Here is a 17,048-nt window from a genome sequence, read left to right on the forward strand (position 1 = left end):
GGGTTAACGATGAAAAGACGTTCGTTGCTTAAAGCTTTTGCGCTCTCCGCCACCGTGGCCAGTTTGGGCTTTACCTTTGGTGCCCAAGCCGCTGACACCATCAAAGTCGGCATCATGTCTTCGCTCTCCGGGACCATGGCGATCTCGGAGACACCGCTGAAAGACGTGGCGTTAATGACCATCGATGAGATTAACGCCAAAGGCGGTGTGCTGGGTAAAAAGCTGGAGCCGGTGGTGGTCGATCCCGCCTCAAACTGGCCGCTGTTTGCGGAGAAAGCGCGCCAACTGCTTACGCAAGATAAAGTCGCGGCGGTGTTTGGCTGCTGGACCTCGGTATCACGCAAGTCAGTGCTGCCGGTGTTTGAAGAGCTGAACGGCTTGCTGTTCTATCCGGTGCAGTATGAAGGTGAAGAGATGTCACCGAACGTGTTCTACACCGGCGCGGCACCGAACCAGCAGGCGATTCCAGCGGTGGAATACCTGATGAGCGAAGACGGTGGCAGCGCGAAACGCTTCTTCCTGCTCGGTACCGATTACGTCTACCCACGCACCACCAACAAAATCCTGCGTGCCTTCCTGCACAGCAAAGGTATTCAGGATAAAGACATCGAAGAGGTCTATACGCCGTTTGGTTACAGCGACTACCAGACCATCGTGTCCAACATCAAGAAATTCTCCGCTGGTGGCAAAACCGCGGTGATCTCCACCATCAACGGTGACTCTAACGTGCCGTTCTACAAAGAGCTGGCGAACCAGGGCATCAAGGCGACGGACATCCCAGTCATCGCATTCTCTGTCGGTGAAGAGGAGCTGCGCGGTATCGACACCAAACCGCTGGTCGGTCAGTTGGCGGCGTGGAACTACTTTGAATCCGTTGATAACCCAACCAATGCCAAGTTTGTTGCGGATTACCGCGCCTACGCGAAAGCACACAACCTGCCGAATGCCAACACGGTCGTGACCAACGACCCAATGGAAGCGACCTATGTCGGCATTCACATGTGGGCACAGGCGGTGGAAAAAGCGGGTACGACCGATGTCGACAAAGTGCGCGCAGCGATGGCAGGACAGACCTTTAAAGCACCAGACGGTTTCACCCTGACCATGGATAAAACCAACCACCACCTGCATAAGCCGGTAATGATTGGCGAAGTGGAAGAGAACGGCCAGTTCAACGTGGTGTGGCAGACCGATAAGACGGTACGTGCACAGCCGTGGAGCCCGTACATCGCGGGTAACGATAAGAAGCCTGACTATCCGGTGAAATCGACGCAGTAATGAGCAAAGTGCGTGCTGATGCCCTCACCCCAACCCTCTCCCACAGGGAGAGGGAGAGCTCAGGTGCGTACTGATGCCCTCACCCCAACCCTCTCCCACAGGGAGAGGGAGAGCTCAGGTGCGTGCTGATGCCCTCACCCCAACCCTCTCCCACAGGGAGAAGGAGAGCTCAGGTGCGTACTGATGCCCTCACCCCAGCCCTCTCCCACAGGGAGAGGGAGAGCTCAGGTGCGTGCTGATGCCCTCACCCCAACCCTCTCCCACAGGGAGAGGGAGAGCTCAGGTGCGTACTGATGCCCTCACCCCAGCCCTCTCCCACAGGGAGAGGGAGATGTCAGATGCGGTGTTGGGGAGGGAGACGGTGCCGCATTTGAGTGAGAGCGTTGAATCTTTGCTGGATCGGTCCCCTCTCCCGCTTGCGGGAGAGGGTTAGGGTGAGGGCGTTACGCGCACCCAAGCCAAACAACAAACAGGATCATCACCATGACAATCCGCCGTTATCTTTGCTGTCTGCTGCTGCTCCTGCCTTGGCTGGCTCAGGCGGGCGATGGCGCTGACTTCGCTGCCGCCAGCCGCACCGAACAAGCCATGCTACTGCAAAAGTGGGCCGCTGCACCGCAGGCAAGCCGCGTGCCGCTGCTGCAGGCACTGCGCAACGAAAGCGTGGTCATTGACCAGGACAAACAGCCGTTCAGCCAACAGGCTGACACCTTCACCCCATTAGACAGCGCGCAACACCCCAATGGTGACACCAAAAAGCTGTTTATGAATAACCGTCTGCGCGTGCTGATCGCCAGCGCCCTCGCCGCCCACCAGCTGGTGAGTGATGACCCGGCCCTGCGCCTGCGCGCCGCACAACAGTTACAAAACGACGGGGCTGCCGATCAGCTTCCACTGATTGAACAACGCCTCGCCGTAGAAAAAGACGCACAGGTCCATGCCGTATTAGCCATGGCCGCGGCCAACCTGCAACTGGCCAGCCCGGATGCCGCCGTGCGCCTCAAAGCGGTGACGCTACTTGGGGAATCCAGCGATCCCAATATGCAGGCCAGCCTCAATCGTTTAACGCAAGCCAGCAATGAACCGGATGCCCAGGTGCGTGCCGCCGCAACCGCCAGCCTGCAACAGATCAAACATCGGCTGATGTGGGGCTATCTGCTGGGCCAGGCCTTTACCGGTCTCTCTCTCGGCTCGATCCTGCTGCTGGCCGCTCTCGGTCTGGCGATCACCTACGGCCTGCTCGGCGTCATCAACATGGCGCACGGCGAGATGCTGATGCTGGGTGCCTACGCCACCTGGTTTGTGCAGAACCTGTTCCAGCAGTTCGCTCCACAGTGGCTGGCGTGGTATCCGCTGCTGGCCCTGCCGGTAGCGTTCCTGGTGACAGCGAGTATCGGCATGCTGCTGGAGCGCACCATTATCCGTCACCTGTACGGCCGCCCACTGGAAACGCTGCTCGCCACCTGGGGCATCAGCCTGATGTTAATCCAACTGGTGCGCATGCTGTTCGGCGCGCAAAACCTCGAAGTGGCTAACCCAGGCTGGCTCTCTGGCGGCTTGCAGGTCCTGCCCAACCTGGTGCTGCCGTACAACCGTATCGCGGTGATCCTGTTTGTGTTTGCCGTGTTAGGCCTCACCTGGCTGCTGCTGAATAAAACGCGGCTGGGCCTGAGCGTGCGTGCCGTGACGCAAAACCGCGCCATGGCCGATTGCTGCGGCGTACCCACCGGGCGCATCGATATGCTGGCATTCGGCCTCGGTTCTGGCATTGCAGGACTCGGCGGCGTGGCGTTATCGCAGTTGGGTAACGTCGGCCCCGAACTCGGCCAAGGCTACATCATCGACTCGTTCCTCGTGGTGGTGCTGGGTGGTGTCGGGCAACTGGCGGGTACCGTGGTGGCAGCCTTTGGCCTCGGCATTCTCAACAAAGTACTGGAACCGCAAATTGGCGCGGTGCTGGGTAAAATCCTCATCCTCGTGTTGATCGTGCTGTTTATTCAGAAACGTCCACAGGGCCTGTTTGCCTTTAAAGGGAGGGTCATCGACTAATGAGCCAACCCATCACCTTAACGCTGGCGCGCAAAGCACCGCGCCTCAGCATCGGCCTCGGCATCGTGGTCACCGCGCTGCTGTTGATCATGCCGTTCTGCGCCTTGTTGCCCGCCACGCACCCGCTGGCGATCTCCACCTACACGCTAACGCTGGTGGGGAAAATTCTCTGCTATGCCACCGTCGCTGTGGCGCTGGATTTGGTGTGGGGCTATGCCGGATTACTGTCGCTTGGGCACGGGCTGTTCTTCGCCCTGGGCGGCTATGCCATGGGCATGTACCTGATGCGTCAGGCCTCTGGCGAGGGCTTACCGGCGTTTATGTCATTCCTGTCGTGGAACGAGCTACCGTGGTTTTGGGCCGGTACCCAGCACTTTGCCTGGGCGCTGTGTCTGATCATGCTGGTGCCCGGCGTGCTGGCGCTGGTGTTTGGCTTCTTCGCTTTCCGCTCAAAGATCAAAGGCGTTTACTTCTCGATCATGACTCAAGCGCTAACCTACGCAGGCATGCTGCTGTTCTTCCGCAATGAAACCGGTTTTGGTGGCAACAACGGCTTCACCGGCTTCACCACCCTGCTCGGTTTTAATGTCACCGCCACCGGCACCCGCATCGGCCTTTTTGTCGCCACCGTGCTGTTGCTGCTGATCAGCCTGGGAATTGGCTTCGCGCTGGCCCGCAGCAAGTTTGGTCGGGTATTGACCGCAGTGCGTGATGCAGAAAACCGCCTGATGTTCGTCGGTTATGATCCCAAGGGTTTTAAGCTGTTTGTCTGGACGCTCTCTGCCGTACTGTGTGGGCTGGCTGGCGCCCTGTATGTGCCTCAGGTGGGCATCATTAATCCCAGCGAAATGTCCCCCACCAACTCGATTGAGGCGGCTATTTGGGTGGCGCTGGGCGGTCGCGGTACCTTGATTGGCCCGCTGTTAGGTGCGGCGATTGTCAACGGAGCCAAAAGTTGGTTCACCGTGGCCTTCCCGGAATACTGGCTGTTCTTCCTCGGCCTGATGTTTATCCTCGTCACGCTGTTCCTGCCGCGTGGTGTGATTGGCCTGCTGCGCCGGAGGCGTGATGACTGAGCAACTGTTTACCCAACCCCATCCAGCAGACCGCCACCGCGATCAGAGCGATCCGGTGCTGCAGCTGGAGAAGATCAACGTCTCATTTGATGGCTTCCGCGCCCTGACCGATCTGTCACTGAAGATCGGCGTTGGCGAACTGCGCTGTGTGATCGGCCCCAACGGCGCGGGCAAAACCACCTTGATGGATGTGATCACCGGCAAAACCCGTCCTGATAACGGGCAAGTGATCTACGACCAGGACACCGATCTTACTAAAATGTCACCGGTGGAGATCGCGCGCGCTGGCATTGGCCGTAAGTTCCAGAAACCCACGGTGTTTGAAGCGTTAACGGTGTTTGAGAATCTGGAGATCGCGCTGAAAAATGATAAATCAGTGTGGGCCAGCTTGCGGGCAAAGCTCAATGGCGAGCAGCAAGACCGCATTGATGAAGTGCTGAAACTGCTGCGTCTCGGTGGCGAACGCCAGCGCAAAGCGGGTTTACTGTCGCACGGCCAGAAGCAGTTCCTTGAAATCGGCATGCTGCTGGTGCAAGACCCCCATCTGCTGCTGCTCGACGAACCCGCAGCGGGCATGACCGATGCAGAAACCGAGTACACCGCTGAACTGTTTCGCAGCCTGGCAGGCAAGCACTCGCTGATGGTGGTCGAACACGATATGGGCTTTGTGGAAACCATCGCCGATCATGTCACGGTGTTGCATCAAGGCCAGGTGCTGGCGGAGGGATCGTTACGCGAAGTGCAGGCGGACGATCGCGTTATCGACGTTTATCTGGGGCGTTAAGATGCTACAAGTCTCCGAACTGAACCAATATTACGGCGGCAGCCACATTCTGCGCGGTCTCTCTTTTGAGGCTAAATCGGGCGAGATTACCTGCCTGCTGGGTCGCAACGGCGTGGGGAAAACCACACTGCTGAAGTGCCTGATGGGGTTGATCCCCGCGAAGTCCGGTGAAATTCGCTGGCAGGATAAAGTGATCAATAGCCGTAAACCGCATCAGCGCGTGCAGTCTGGCATCGCTTATGTGCCACAGGGGCGTGAAATTTTCCCGCGTCTGACGGTGGAAGAGAACTTGTTGATGGGGCTGGCTCGTTTTTCCGGATCGCAAGCCAAAACCGTACCGGAAGAGATCTACCAGTTGTTCCCGGTGCTACGAGAGATGAAAGCACGTCGCGGCGGCGATCTTTCTGGCGGGCAACAACAACAGTTGGCGATCGGGCGTGCGCTGGCTTGTAAACCGCAGTTATTGATCCTCGATGAACCCACCGAAGGGATCCAACCGTCGGTGATCAAAGAGATCGGCGCGGTGATCCGCCAGTTAGCACAGCGCGGTGACATGGCGATCCTGCTGGTGGAGCAGTTTTACGATTTCGCCGCCGAGCTGGCCGACAGCTATCTGGTGATGTCGCGCGGTGAGATTGTGCAGCGCGGCGCAGGCGCCAATATGGAAGCCGAGGGCGTGCGCGGGTTGGTGGCGATTTAATATATTGAATCGTGCTCGGTGTTCGTAGGGTGCGCATTTCTGCGCACCTGGAATAAGAATTACAGAATCCCCGTCTCCACGCTAAAGTGGCGCTTCTCACCTGGCGCCAATTCAATCAGCGTGCCGGCACGCTGCGCTGCCTTAAATCCTTCTGGTCGGCAGGTGGAGGGCAAAACATAAGCCGCGACCTGCTGATCGTGATTGTGCAGCATCCAGCGCGTGGCATGCGGGAACTGGCGGCTATCAAAGCGGGTCATCAGTGCGAAGCCCTCTGGCGCATGCAACTCAAACTGCACTTCGTTGCCGTACTGCGGCAAATTATCGGCAAAGAACACAATCTCCGGATCGCACATCTCCGGCTGATCCAACTGCTGGAAGGCTTGCGGATCGCATGCCAGTTGATCGGTATAGGCGCTCCACTGCGGTGTCGGCTTCACATGCGCTGGGATCGACGCCCGTAGCTGAAAGGCATCCTGCGGGATCGACTGCTTAAAGCGGCCATTTGCCAGCCAGGCGCTGTTCAGATGACACATATACTGTAGCGGCATCGGTGCCCCCGCCAGATTGGTGACGTTCATTTCAATCTGCAGGCGCGGCGTGTCGGCATGCAACCGCACCGCTGGAGAGGCTAAGTAGTGATGGCCAAAACCTTTCACATACTCGGTTTCGCCTTCCAACGACACACGATCCTGCTCCAGCACGATCCATGCGCTGTCCATGCGCGCGCAGGCCATTTCACCGTGCAGCGGATGGTCATCCTCCGGGGCCGGACAACCGTTGGCCAGCAAACCCGAATGAAAGGCAAAACAGCCATAGGTATCGATAATCGAACTGCCGAGCATCGGCTGTTTGAAACTGTGCCCCATGGTCAGCAAGTGGCCATCGAACGTGGCATCCCACACCATCTGGCCGTAAAACGGCAGCACGATCACCGTACCGCGCAGATTGCTGATGCGTACCGCTTCAACACCCGCCGGATAGCGGAATAACTCGACGTGGAAAGAGGCATTGTGCAGCAGCGTACTGGGCGTTTCATGGAACTGCTCCCGGCGCAGCGGTAAACGCGTTTTCATGGCATCTCCTCCACTAAACGGCCCGCTTGAATCGCCTGGTTTTTATGGCGCAGCTCGCCCCAGAAGTAGAAGCCGACCCACGCGAAGCACAGCAACGAAACGCCGAACGCCAACTGCATCGAACCCAGATGATCGGAGACGAAGCCCTGAATGGCCGGAATAAAGGCAGCACCCACAATTGACATCACGATGAAAGCACCCGCGACTTCCGTGTACTTGTTATCCACCGTAGCCAGCGTGCCGGCATAGATGGTGGCCCAGCATGGTCCGAACAGCACGCTCACAAATACCGCCGCGTACACCGCAGTAAAGTTGGGGACAAACATCACCCACGCGAGGGTAATGACGCCAAGAATTGAGTAGGCAATCAGCACTTTTTCCGCGCGGAAGCGCGTCATCAGGAAGTTAGCGACAAACTTACCGATGAAGAAACAGATAAAGCTGTAAATCATAAAGTTAGAGGCGTGACGTTCGTTGGTCGCCCCCAGCGTCAACGCCAGACGAATGGTAAAGGACCAGACGGCCACCTGCATCCCGACATACAGGAACTGCGCGACGATACCGCGCTTGAAGTGACGATTACCCGCCAGATAGCGGAAGGTCTCGCCCAGTGAAGGCAGCGACTTTTCGCTCGACTGAGGTTTGCAGCGAGGATAACGTGTGAACAGGAACAGCAACATTACCACCACTAATACCATCACCAGATATTTGTAGGGCTCCAGCGTATGTTCCAGCATGCTGAGACGGAAAGCATGCGCCTGCTCCGCGTTCATCCCCGCCATTTGTGCATGCAGACTTTCGCCGTCCTGGAACACCAGATATTTGCCCAACACGATGCCCATCAGTGCGCCAATCGGATAGAACGTCTGGCTGATATTGAGACGCAGCGTGGCGTGGTCGCGATGCCCAATCATAGAGCTGTAGGTATTGGCTGCGGTTTCCAGGAAGCTTAAGCCAATGGCGATAGCGAAAATCGCCGCAAGGAACATGGTGTAAGTGGCCATGTGCGAGGCGGGATAAAACAGCATGCAACCCACAATGTAGAGCACCAGGCCCATCAGGATCGCCAGCTTGTAACTGGCTTTGCGGATCACCAAAGAAGCCGGGATCGCAATCAGGAAATAGCCGCCGTAAAACGCACTCTGCACCAGTGCGCTGGCAAAGTCGCTCAACGCAAACACGCTTTTGAACTGGGTGATCAGGATGTCGTTCAGGCTCGCGGCACAGCCCCACAACGGGAACAGGCACGAGAGCAAAATGAACTGAAACAGCGGCGTCTTATTCAGATAGCCGTCAGGTTGCTGAACAATGTTCGGTTGCATAGCTCGACCTCAGTGTACGTTGAGAAAACGCTGGAAGGTTTCCGCGTCAGGATAGGAGCGCTGCGTACCGCGCCCAGTCACGCTGCAAGCGGCGTAGGCCGAGGCTTGCGCCATCGCTGCCGCAATATCACCGCTTTTCACCAGCGCATGCGCAAAGCAGCCGATAAAGGCATCACCCGCACCGCTGGTATCCTCTGCCTTCACTGGCGTGGGGGCCACGTGGTGCAGAGTGTCACCCGCCATCCATAACGAACCGCGCCCTCCGAGGGTGATAATCAGGTTCTTCAGACCGCGCTTGAGCAGCGTCTGCCCTGCCCGTTTCACCTCGTCATCCGTGCCTACCGGCATGCCCGTGAGGATCTCCAGCTCGGTTTCATTGGGCATAAAGAAGTCGCACTTGCAGGCATAGTCGATATCGAGATTCGCCACTGCCGGTGCCGGGTTAAGAATCACTTTGATATCGTGCTGACGCGCAAAATCGATGGCGTAGTAGACGGTTTCCAGCGGGATTTCTAACTGCAGGATGATCAGCTTGCAGGCTTTCAAGGCCTCCGCGGCCTCATTAATGTCTGCTGGTTTGAGCTGCTGGTTGGCACCCTTGATAATCAAAATGCGATTCTGTGATTGATCGTCAACGAAGATGGGCGCCACGCCGCTGGACGTACCCGCTGCGGTGGTCACATATTGGGTATCCACCCCCTGCTGTTTAAGATTCGCCACGGTGTTAGGCGCAAACAGATCGTCGCCCACTTTACTCACCATCATCACGCGACCGCCCATTTTCGCTGCTGCCACCGCCTGATTTGCCCCCTTCCCTCCACAGCCGATAGCGAAATCGGGGGCTTCCAGCGTCTCCCCTGCTTTCGGTAGCTGATTGGTGTAGGTAATAAGGTCCACCATATTTGACCCAATAACCGCGATATCCATTGTTAACTCCCCGGTGAATTTTTAACCTTATAATGTTATTAAATTAACAATAACAGTTAAATTAAGGTTGTAATGTGACAAAATTCACACCTCAACATCATCGACAAAACCGATATAACGCCACAGATTAGTGAGCGGGAGTGTTATTATTCTAACAATTTAACATCATGATAATGCCGAGATGGTGTTAAGCGAAACGGCCATCACGGACTGGAGAGAGAGGTTTGCGGGCCGATCCCATTACAGGTAATATTGAAAATCGGTGTGCTGGAAGTGTCGCAAATCATTAAAATTTTTATCATTTATCGTGATTTCACCTTCGGCATCCTCGACCTCAGCCTACTCAACAAATAGAGATCATCATGGAAACCCGGCGAGACGAACGAATTCACAAGCTGGCGCAGGCGCTGAAACGTACCGATAAGCTACACCTGAAAGATGCGGCTCAATTGTTGGGTGTATCAGAGATGACGATTCGCCGCGATCTGACGGAACCGGCTTCGGCGGTTGTGCTGTTGGGCGGGTATATTGTCAGCGATCCGAAAAGCCACGCCGGACACTATTTTATCTCTGACCAACACAGCCAAAACGCCGCACGTAAACAACGTCTGGCGCAGGCGGCGGCAAGTTTGATCAGCGAAAACGATACGGTGTTTTTTGACTGCGGCACCACTTTGCCCTACATCGTGGATGCCATCCCGGACACCTTGCCCTTCACCGCGATTTGCTGCGCCATGAATACCTTTCTCGCGCTGAAAGAGAAACCGGCCTGTAATGTGATCCTGAGCGGCGGGGAGTTTCATGCAGATAACGCGCTGTTCACGCCGATCGGTGCCCACTCGATTCTCGACGATCTCTGCCCCACGCTGGCCTTTATCTCGGCAGCGGGCATCGATCAGGAACAGGGCGCAACCTGCTATAACATCAATGAATTAGCCATGAAGCATCACGCCATGTTACGGGCGCGCACCCGTGTATTGGTGGCCGATAGCAGCAAATTTGGCAAAGTGCTGCCCGCCCGCATCGGTGAGCTGCGTCGTTTTGATCTGCTGGTGAGTGACAGTGCGCCAGAAGCGGCGCTGAAAAACTGGCTGGCGCAACAGAATATCCCACTGCGCCTGCCTTGAGATCAGGCTTTACGATCGATCACCGCGTCGCCATCGCGCAGACGGCGCAGGTTATCGCAGATCCCTTTGATGTTGCCTGCCAGTGAAATATCCGTCACGCCACCAATGTGCGGGGTGGCGATCACGTTATAGCGGAACACCGGATCCTGCGGATCGGGCGGCTCCTGCCAGAACACATCCAGCCCGGCCCCGGCTAATTTTTTGCTCTCCAGCGCCGTCAGAAACGCCTGTTTCTCTATCAAGCCACCGCGTCCAAGATTAATCAGGAAACTGTCCTGTTTCATCTGCGCCAGCGCATCGGCGTTGATGATGTTATGGGTATCGGCGTCGTCCGGCAGGCTGAGCACTACAAAGTCCGCCTGCTGCAGCAGTTCCGGTAGCTGCGACATAGTGCCGAGCCAGTCGAGCTGATGCTGACGCGCAAAGGCTTCATCCGCCTCGCGTTTTACGCCAATCATACGCATGCCAAACGGGGCAAGGCGCTTCGCCAGCGCTTTACCGATGCCGCCCAAGCCTACCAGCCCGACGGTTTTGCCCATCAGTCCCAGGCCAATTGGCTGTCCGAGCCTCTGCTGTGCCAGGCAATCGGCAATCTCATGCTGACGACGCGCCAGCCCAATCATCATCCAGATACCCAACTCCGCCACTGAATCGGCATTGCCTGAATTATCGGAAGGGACATTCGCTACCATAATGCCGGCTTGCTTTGCCGCCGCAAGATCAACACCCTCCAGCCCGACCCCCGCCTGCTGAATCAGCTTTAGCCGATCGGCGGTGGCAATCAGCTGTGCATCCACACGGCACATGCCGGGGATCAGCGCATCGAAACCGGCCAGGCTCTCCGCCGCATGGCCCGCCGAGGCGATAAATTCCATATCAGGTAACGTCTGGCGGATCGCAGGTATCAATCCACCCCAGGCATGTTCATCTGCAGCAATCAGCACTTTCATCGAACTCCCTCCGTTTTCAGGCAAAAAAGCAGCATAGCGACTGTTGAGTGAGAATCAATCAGTTATCGGCTCTGTTGCCCCACTCCAGAAGATTCAACGCCGTGCGGCTGTGATTGCCGGGTGAAAACGGCTAAACTTCACCATCTGAAGTTCCACCATTCACAGACCAGAGGCTCATTACAACGTGGCTCAATTCGTCTATAGCATGCATCGCGTCGGCAAAGTGGTTCCGCCGAAGCGTCACATCCTGAAGAACATCTCTCTTAGCTTCTTCCCTGGCGCCAAAATCGGTGTACTCGGCCTGAATGGCGCGGGTAAATCCACCCTGCTGCGCATCATGGCCGGTATCGATACCGATATCGAAGGGGAAGCACGCCCACAACCGGGCATCAAAGTGGGCTATCTGCCACAGGAACCCAAACTCAACCCAGAGCACACCGTGCGTGAATCTGTGGAAGAAGCGGTTTCTGAAGTGGTTGGCGCGCTGAAACGTCTCGATGAAGTGTACGCGCTGTACGCTGATCCGGACGCGGATTTCGATAAGCTGGCGGCAGAACAGGGTCGTCTGGAAGAAGTGATCCAGGCACACGATGGCCACAACCTCGACACCCAACTGAACCGTGCTGCTGATGCGATGCGCCTGCCAGACTGGGATGCCAAAATTGGCAACCTGTCCGGTGGTGAACGCCGTCGCGTCGCGCTGTGCCGTCTGCTGCTGGAAAAACCAGACATGCTGCTGCTGGACGAACCGACCAACCACCTGGATGCAGAATCCGTGGCCTGGCTGGAACGTTTCCTTCACGACTTCGAAGGCACCGTGGTAGCGATTACGCACGACCGTTACTTCCTGGATAACGTTGCAGGTTGGATTCTGGAGCTGGACCGCGGTGAAGGTATTCCGTGGGAAGGTAACTACTCCTCCTGGCTGGAGCAGAAAGATCAGCGTCTGGCGCAGGAAGCCTCTTCTGAAGCGGCTCGTCGTAAGTCGATTGAGAAAGAGCTGGAGTGGGTACGTCAGGGCGCGAAAGGCCGTCAGTCTAAGGGCAAAGCCCGTCTGGCGCGCTTCGAAGAGCTGAACAACACCGAATACCAGAAACGTAACGAAACCAACGAACTGTTCATTCCACCTGGTGCGCGCCTCGGCGATAAAGTGCTGGAAGTGACCAACCTGAACAAATCGTATGGCGATCGTGTCCTGATTGATGACCTGAGCTTCTCTGTGCCGAAGGGTGCAATTGTTGGCATCATCGGTCCAAACGGTGCGGGTAAATCCACGCTGTTCCGCATGATGTCCGGTCAGGAACAGCCAGATTCCGGTACCATCGAGCTGGGCGAAACCGTCAAGCTGGCGTCAGTTGATCAGTTCCGTGACGCCATGGACAACTCGAAAACCGTGTTCGAGGAAGTTTCGGGCGGCCAGGACATTATGCGTGTCGGCAACGTTGAGATGCCAAGCCGCGCCTATGTCGGTCGCTTCAACTTCAAAGGCACCGATCAGGGCAAACGTGTTGGCGAACTGTCTGGTGGTGAGCGTGGTCGTCTGCACCTCGCGAAACTACTGCAGGTCGGCGGCAACCTGTTGCTGCTCGATGAACCGACCAACGACCTGGACATCGAAACCCTGCGCGCGCTGGAAAACGCCCTGCTGGAATTCCCAGGCTGTGCCATGGTGATCTCGCATGACCGTTGGTTCCTCGACCGTATCGCCACGCACATCATCGATTATCAGGATGAAGGCAAAGTGGAGTTCTTCGAAGGTAACTTTACCGAGTACGAAGAGTACAAGAAACGCACCCTCGGCGCTGACGCGCTGGAGCCAAAGCGTATCAAGTACAAGCGTATGGCGAAGTAATGGTTATGATGTGAAAAAGGCGCCGATTGGCGCCTTTTTTATGGCTGTGAAGATTATCCCCCCAGCATCTGTTTCACCAACTCGACGCAGCGCAGGAAGCGTGCATCGTAGTCATCCTCTTTCACATGGACGAACTCAATGTTGTTTTCACGCAGCATGGTGACCAGCATCGACTGAAACTCGCGGCGATCCATTGAGCTGCCGAGACTTCGCAAGCCATCCGCCACCCATGGCACGTTGTTCTCCAGCAAAATAACCAGATCGAAACGGTACTCATCAATCAGCGCCTGCACGAACGGATGCTCACGCCCTTCATACTTCAGGCAAAACGCCTGGGTGGTGATGAAGTCGGTATCGATGAACGCCACTTTGCTGGCGTATTTCACCGCGAAATCGATGTACTGCGCCTGCCCCAGCGCGATTTTGTCGTAATCGGAGTATTGCAGCGCCATCTCATCCCCACCCAAGTGGGAGAAAACATAATCCCGGCCATATTCCCAGGCGCTGGTGGTATTAAAGATATTCGCCAGCTTGTTTACCAGCGTTGATTTGCCGCTGGATTCACCACCGAGGATCGCTACGGTGCGCACAAAGAACGGCTTCACTTCGGTGGGGATGTACTCCCAGTAACGGAACGGATCCTGACGAATCTGCCCGCCACTGATGTTCATAAAGGATCGATTAGGATCCACCACCACGGTAGGAATGCCGAGGTGCTGTTGATACATCGCCGCGTCCGGTTCTTCACTGGTATAGATGCAATCGGGTTCAATCCCCTGTTCGGACAGGAATTTTTTCACCCCTTCACTCCACACATCCCAGCCATGCGGATAGGGTTCGATCCCCTCTTCATCAAAGGAGTGAATACGGATATTTTTCTGGTATTTGAAGGTCTGTAGCAGCCAGCGCAGACGGTCGCTGATGGTCGGCTGCTGCGACATGGCGCTGTTTTCAAACAGTTCGCGATCGCGCGGATCGTCATGGCCCATGATGATGTGTAGCTCATCGACCTGGCTACAGGCGCGCTGAATCAGATAGATGTGGCCGGTATGCAGTGGATAAAACTTACCGAACACCACGCCAACGGTTTTGTCCCGGCGTGGGAATTCCAGTCCGAGAAAACGGTGCAGCGCTTCCAGCTTCTGCGCGCTCGGGCTTTTAATTTTGGCATTCAGCAACTGGCTTAAGTAGCCTTTGGTCATCCCGCTGGCATCTGCAACCTGCTGCAGCGTATGGCCCTGCTGGCGTATGGCTGTTTTCAGGTAGTCGAATGATGACATTTGGTGCCTCCTGCGTGGGAAAAATGGGGTGTGGTGCGCGCTGGCCCTCACCCCGGCCCTCTCCCGCAAGCGGGCGAGGGGGAAATCGATGCATCTTGCAAAATCGTAACTCTGGATGCGAGCTCACAGCCTCTCATTTCGGTTTCCTCTCCCTGTGGGAGAGGGTTAGGGTGAGGGCATCAGACCATTTTACAGCTCGTCCAAAATTGCCAGCGCATCCGCCAGCTTCTTGGCGCTGTACACCTTCATGCCATCAATGGTCTTCTTCGGCGCATTTCCCGCCGGCACAATCGCGCGTTTGAAGCCGTGCTTGGCCGCTTCAGAAATACGCTCCTGACCGCTGGGCACCGGGCGGATCTCACCGGCTAACCCCACCTCGCCGAAGATCACGAGATCCTGTGGCAGCGGGCGATCGCGCAGGCTCGACACCATTGCCAGCAGCAACGCCAGGTCAGCACTGGTTTCCGTGACTTTTACGCCACCCACCACGTTGACGAACACATCCTGGTCCGCCATCTGCAAGCCGCCATGACGGTGCAACACCGCCAGCAAGATCGCCAGACGGTTCTGTTCCAGACCCACCGCAACACGGCGCGGGTTGCCCATCATCGAATGATCCACCAGCGCCTGAATCTCCACCAGCAGCGGGCGAGATCCTTCCCACACCACCATCACCGAGCTGCCGGACGTCACTTCGTCACCGCGTGACAGGAAAATAGCTGACGGGTTACTGATTTCACGCATGCCCTGCTCGGTCATGGCGAACACGCCTAACTCGTTCACCGCACCAAAGCGGTTTTTATGGCTGCGCAGGGTTCGGAAGCGAGAATCGGCATCACCATCCAGCAGCACCGAACAGTCGATACAGTGCTCCAGCACTTTCGGACCGGCCAGCGAGCCATCCTTGGTGACGTGCCCCACCATCACAATGGCCACGCCGCGCGTTTTGGCGAAGCGCGTCAGGTAAGCGGCGGTTTCACGCACCTGCGCGACGCTGCCCGGCGAAGACTGGATATCCGCCATATGCATCACCTGGATTGAGTCGATCACCATCAGCTTCGGCTGCTCTTGCTCGGCGATCAGACAGATCTGCTCGATGCTGGTTTCCGACAACATATTCAGGTTTTCGGTGGGTAATCCCAGACGATGGGCACGCATTGCCACCTGTTGCAATGATTCTTCACCAGTGACGTACAGGGTTTTCATCCCTTCTGCCAGCTTACACATCACCTGCAGCAGCAAAGTGGATTTACCGGCACCGGGGTTGCCACCAATCAAAATGGCACTGCCCGGCACCACGCCGCCACCGAGTACGCGATCGAACTCTTTAAAACTGGTGGAGAAACGCGGCAGGGCTTCAAGGCTGATTTCTGACAGCTTCTGCACCCGACTTGTACCGGCATTCCCGGCATAGCCCGTCAGACGGTCGTTGCGCGCAGCGGCGGGTGAGGCGGCAATGCGCACCTCGGTGATGGTGTTCCACGCCTGGCAGGCGCTGCATTGCCCCTGCCAGCGTGGGTAATCTGCGCCACACTCGTTACAAACGAAGGCGCGTTTTGCCGCTTTGGCCAAATCAAATCCTCTGTTAACGCTCTTCGTGAATCAGGCTACCAGTCAGGATGCAGAATACACCCATCAAATCGGCATGGCGGATGATGATCGACGCCTGCTCATTCACTTTCGGTTTAGCATGGTAGGCAATACCCAGACCCGCCGCTTTAATCATCGGCAGATCGTTCGCGCCGTCGCCAATCGCCACGGTTTGCTCCGGGGCGATCTCATAACGTTCGGCGAGATTTTTCAGGGTATCGGCTTTATATTGGGCATCAACAATCTGCCCCAGCACTTCGCCGGTCAGCTTGCCATCGCGCATTTCCAGCTCATTGGCCACCGCTGCCGTCAGATGCAGCGTCTGGCGCAGATAATCGGCGTAGTAGGTAAAGCCGCCAGAAGCAATCGCCACCTGCCAGCCCAGCGCCTGCAGTTTCTGCACCAGCGTGGTCAGGCCCGGCATCAGCGGCAGCGTGTCACGCACCTGTTTGAGGATGTTGGCATCAGCACCCGCCAGTTTCGCCACGCGTTCACGCAGGCTGGCTTTGAAGTCCAGTTCACCACGCATCGCGCGTTCGGTCACTTCAGATACCTGATCGCCGCAGCCCGCCAGTTTAGCGATCTCATCAATGCATTCGATCTCAATGGCGGTCGAATCCATGTCCATCACCAGCAACCCAGGGGTTTTTAGATGCGGTATTTTGCCGAGCGGTGCCACATCAAAACCGGCATCATGCGCCAGTTTAGCGGCACGCGGCGTCAGTGAACCGGCCAGACGAATCACCTGATATTCATCGACATTCCACGCGCTGACGATCACCATCGCCGCACCCAGCAGATGCTGATAATCGGTCAGTTTTTGTTTATCGAGCCCACGCCCATACAGCAACCAGCCAGTACGACCGGCACGGTAATCCAGCGGCATCACTTCATCACCGCTGAGGGAAAGGGGTAGACCCGGCCAAAGTGAAACATCGGCGGGCAGATCGCACCAGGTAAGACGATTTGGCATTACAGCTCCTGTAGGGACAACAAAACCACGCAAGAGGCTACCTTGTCTGCGCGGGTTCTGGCAACAT

14 protein-coding genes are annotated in these 17,048 nt (G+C 56.7%); 7 read left to right on the forward strand and 7 right to left on the reverse strand.

The features are described 5' to 3' along the window. Positions 1-9: 9 nt before the first annotated feature. The 5 genes from urtA (at position 10) to urtE (ending at position 5,887) form a co-directional block, all read left to right on the forward strand. On the forward strand, positions 10-1,278 hold the full coding sequence (gene urtA, locus QMZ30_RS06300; protein WP_039329495.1) for an urea ABC transporter substrate-binding protein: 1,269 nt from the start codon (positions 10-12) through the stop codon (positions 1,276-1,278). A 483-nt stretch (positions 1,279-1,761) separates the two neighbouring features. After that, a complete protein-coding gene (urtB, locus tag QMZ30_RS06305) occupies positions 1,762-3,327 on the forward strand; it encodes an urea ABC transporter permease subunit UrtB (RefSeq protein WP_283226748.1) in 1,566 nt (521 codons plus the stop codon). Then, positions 3,327-4,403, forward strand: a complete 1,077-nt coding sequence (urtC, locus tag QMZ30_RS06310) for an urea ABC transporter permease subunit UrtC (RefSeq protein ID WP_283226749.1) — start codon at positions 3,327-3,329, stop codon at positions 4,401-4,403. The genes urtB and urtC overlap by 1 nt, the downstream gene beginning before the upstream one ends. Continuing rightward, the gene (gene urtD / locus QMZ30_RS06315; RefSeq protein ID WP_039329501.1) at positions 4,396-5,187 is read left to right on the forward strand and encodes an urea ABC transporter ATP-binding protein UrtD; all 792 of its coding nucleotides are present in this window, start codon (positions 4,396-4,398) and stop codon (positions 5,185-5,187) included. Before urtC ends, urtD begins: the two co-directional genes overlap by 8 nt. Position 5,188: 1 nt before the next feature. After that, positions 5,189-5,887: an urea ABC transporter ATP-binding subunit UrtE gene (urtE, locus tag QMZ30_RS06320; RefSeq protein WP_039329503.1), complete on the forward strand. Its 699-nt coding sequence runs from the start codon at positions 5,189-5,191 to the stop codon at positions 5,885-5,887. A gap of 59 nt (positions 5,888-5,946) precedes the next feature. Here urtE and QMZ30_RS06325 read toward each other — a convergent pair whose 3' ends face one another. Genes QMZ30_RS06325 through rbsK form a run of 3 tightly spaced genes read right to left on the reverse strand, consistent with a single transcriptional unit; the run spans position 5,947 to position 9,209 of the window. Next, positions 5,947-6,960: an aldose 1-epimerase family protein gene (locus QMZ30_RS06325; protein WP_283226750.1), complete on the reverse strand. Its 1,014-nt coding sequence runs from the start codon at positions 6,958-6,960 to the stop codon at positions 5,947-5,949. Next, positions 6,957-8,282: an L-fucose:H+ symporter permease gene (fucP, locus tag QMZ30_RS06330; protein WP_283226751.1), complete on the reverse strand. Its 1,326-nt coding sequence runs from the start codon at positions 8,280-8,282 to the stop codon at positions 6,957-6,959. Before fucP ends, QMZ30_RS06325 begins: the two co-directional genes overlap by 4 nt. A gap of 9 nt (positions 8,283-8,291) precedes the next feature. After that, positions 8,292-9,209, reverse strand: a complete 918-nt coding sequence (gene rbsK / locus QMZ30_RS06335; RefSeq protein ID WP_283226752.1) for a ribokinase — start codon at positions 9,207-9,209, stop codon at positions 8,292-8,294. A gap of 362 nt (positions 9,210-9,571) precedes the next feature. Here rbsK and deoR point away from each other — a divergent pair, with 362 nt between their 5' ends. Then, positions 9,572-10,336: a DNA-binding transcriptional repressor DeoR gene (deoR, locus tag QMZ30_RS06340; RefSeq protein WP_058973544.1), complete on the forward strand. Its 765-nt coding sequence runs from the start codon at positions 9,572-9,574 to the stop codon at positions 10,334-10,336. 2 nt (positions 10,337-10,338) lie between these two features. Here deoR and QMZ30_RS06345 read toward each other — a convergent pair whose 3' ends face one another. Then, positions 10,339-11,286: a 2-hydroxyacid dehydrogenase gene (locus QMZ30_RS06345; protein WP_283226753.1), complete on the reverse strand. Its 948-nt coding sequence runs from the start codon at positions 11,284-11,286 to the stop codon at positions 10,339-10,341. Between the two features lie 184 nt (positions 11,287-11,470). Between QMZ30_RS06345 and ettA the strand changes: the two genes are divergently transcribed. Beyond that, positions 11,471-13,138 (forward strand): energy-dependent translational throttle protein EttA, encoded by a 1,668-nt coding sequence (gene ettA / locus QMZ30_RS06350; protein WP_071885751.1) that lies wholly within the window; start codon positions 11,471-11,473, stop codon positions 13,136-13,138. Positions 13,139-13,191: 53 nt separating this feature from the next. Here the strand turns inward: ettA and nadR are convergent, their stop codons facing one another. From nadR to serB, 3 genes are all read right to left on the reverse strand, one after another. Continuing rightward, positions 13,192-14,487: a multifunctional transcriptional regulator/nicotinamide-nucleotide adenylyltransferase/ribosylnicotinamide kinase NadR gene (gene nadR, locus QMZ30_RS06355; protein WP_283226754.1), complete on the reverse strand. Its 1,296-nt coding sequence runs from the start codon at positions 14,485-14,487 to the stop codon at positions 13,192-13,194. Between the two features lie 120 nt (positions 14,488-14,607). Further along, positions 14,608-15,990 (reverse strand): DNA repair protein RadA, encoded by a 1,383-nt coding sequence (radA, locus tag QMZ30_RS06360; RefSeq protein ID WP_058973972.1) that lies wholly within the window; start codon positions 15,988-15,990, stop codon positions 14,608-14,610. A 13-nt stretch (positions 15,991-16,003) separates the two neighbouring features. After that, a complete protein-coding gene (serB, locus tag QMZ30_RS06365; protein ID WP_283226755.1) occupies positions 16,004-16,981 on the reverse strand; it encodes a phosphoserine phosphatase in 978 nt (325 codons plus the stop codon). Between the last annotated feature and the right edge of the window lie 67 nt (positions 16,982-17,048).

Source organism: Pantoea sp. EA-12 (assembly GCF_030053355.1).
Classification (GTDB): Bacteria; Pseudomonadota; Gammaproteobacteria; order Enterobacterales; family Enterobacteriaceae; genus Pantoea; species Pantoea vagans_C.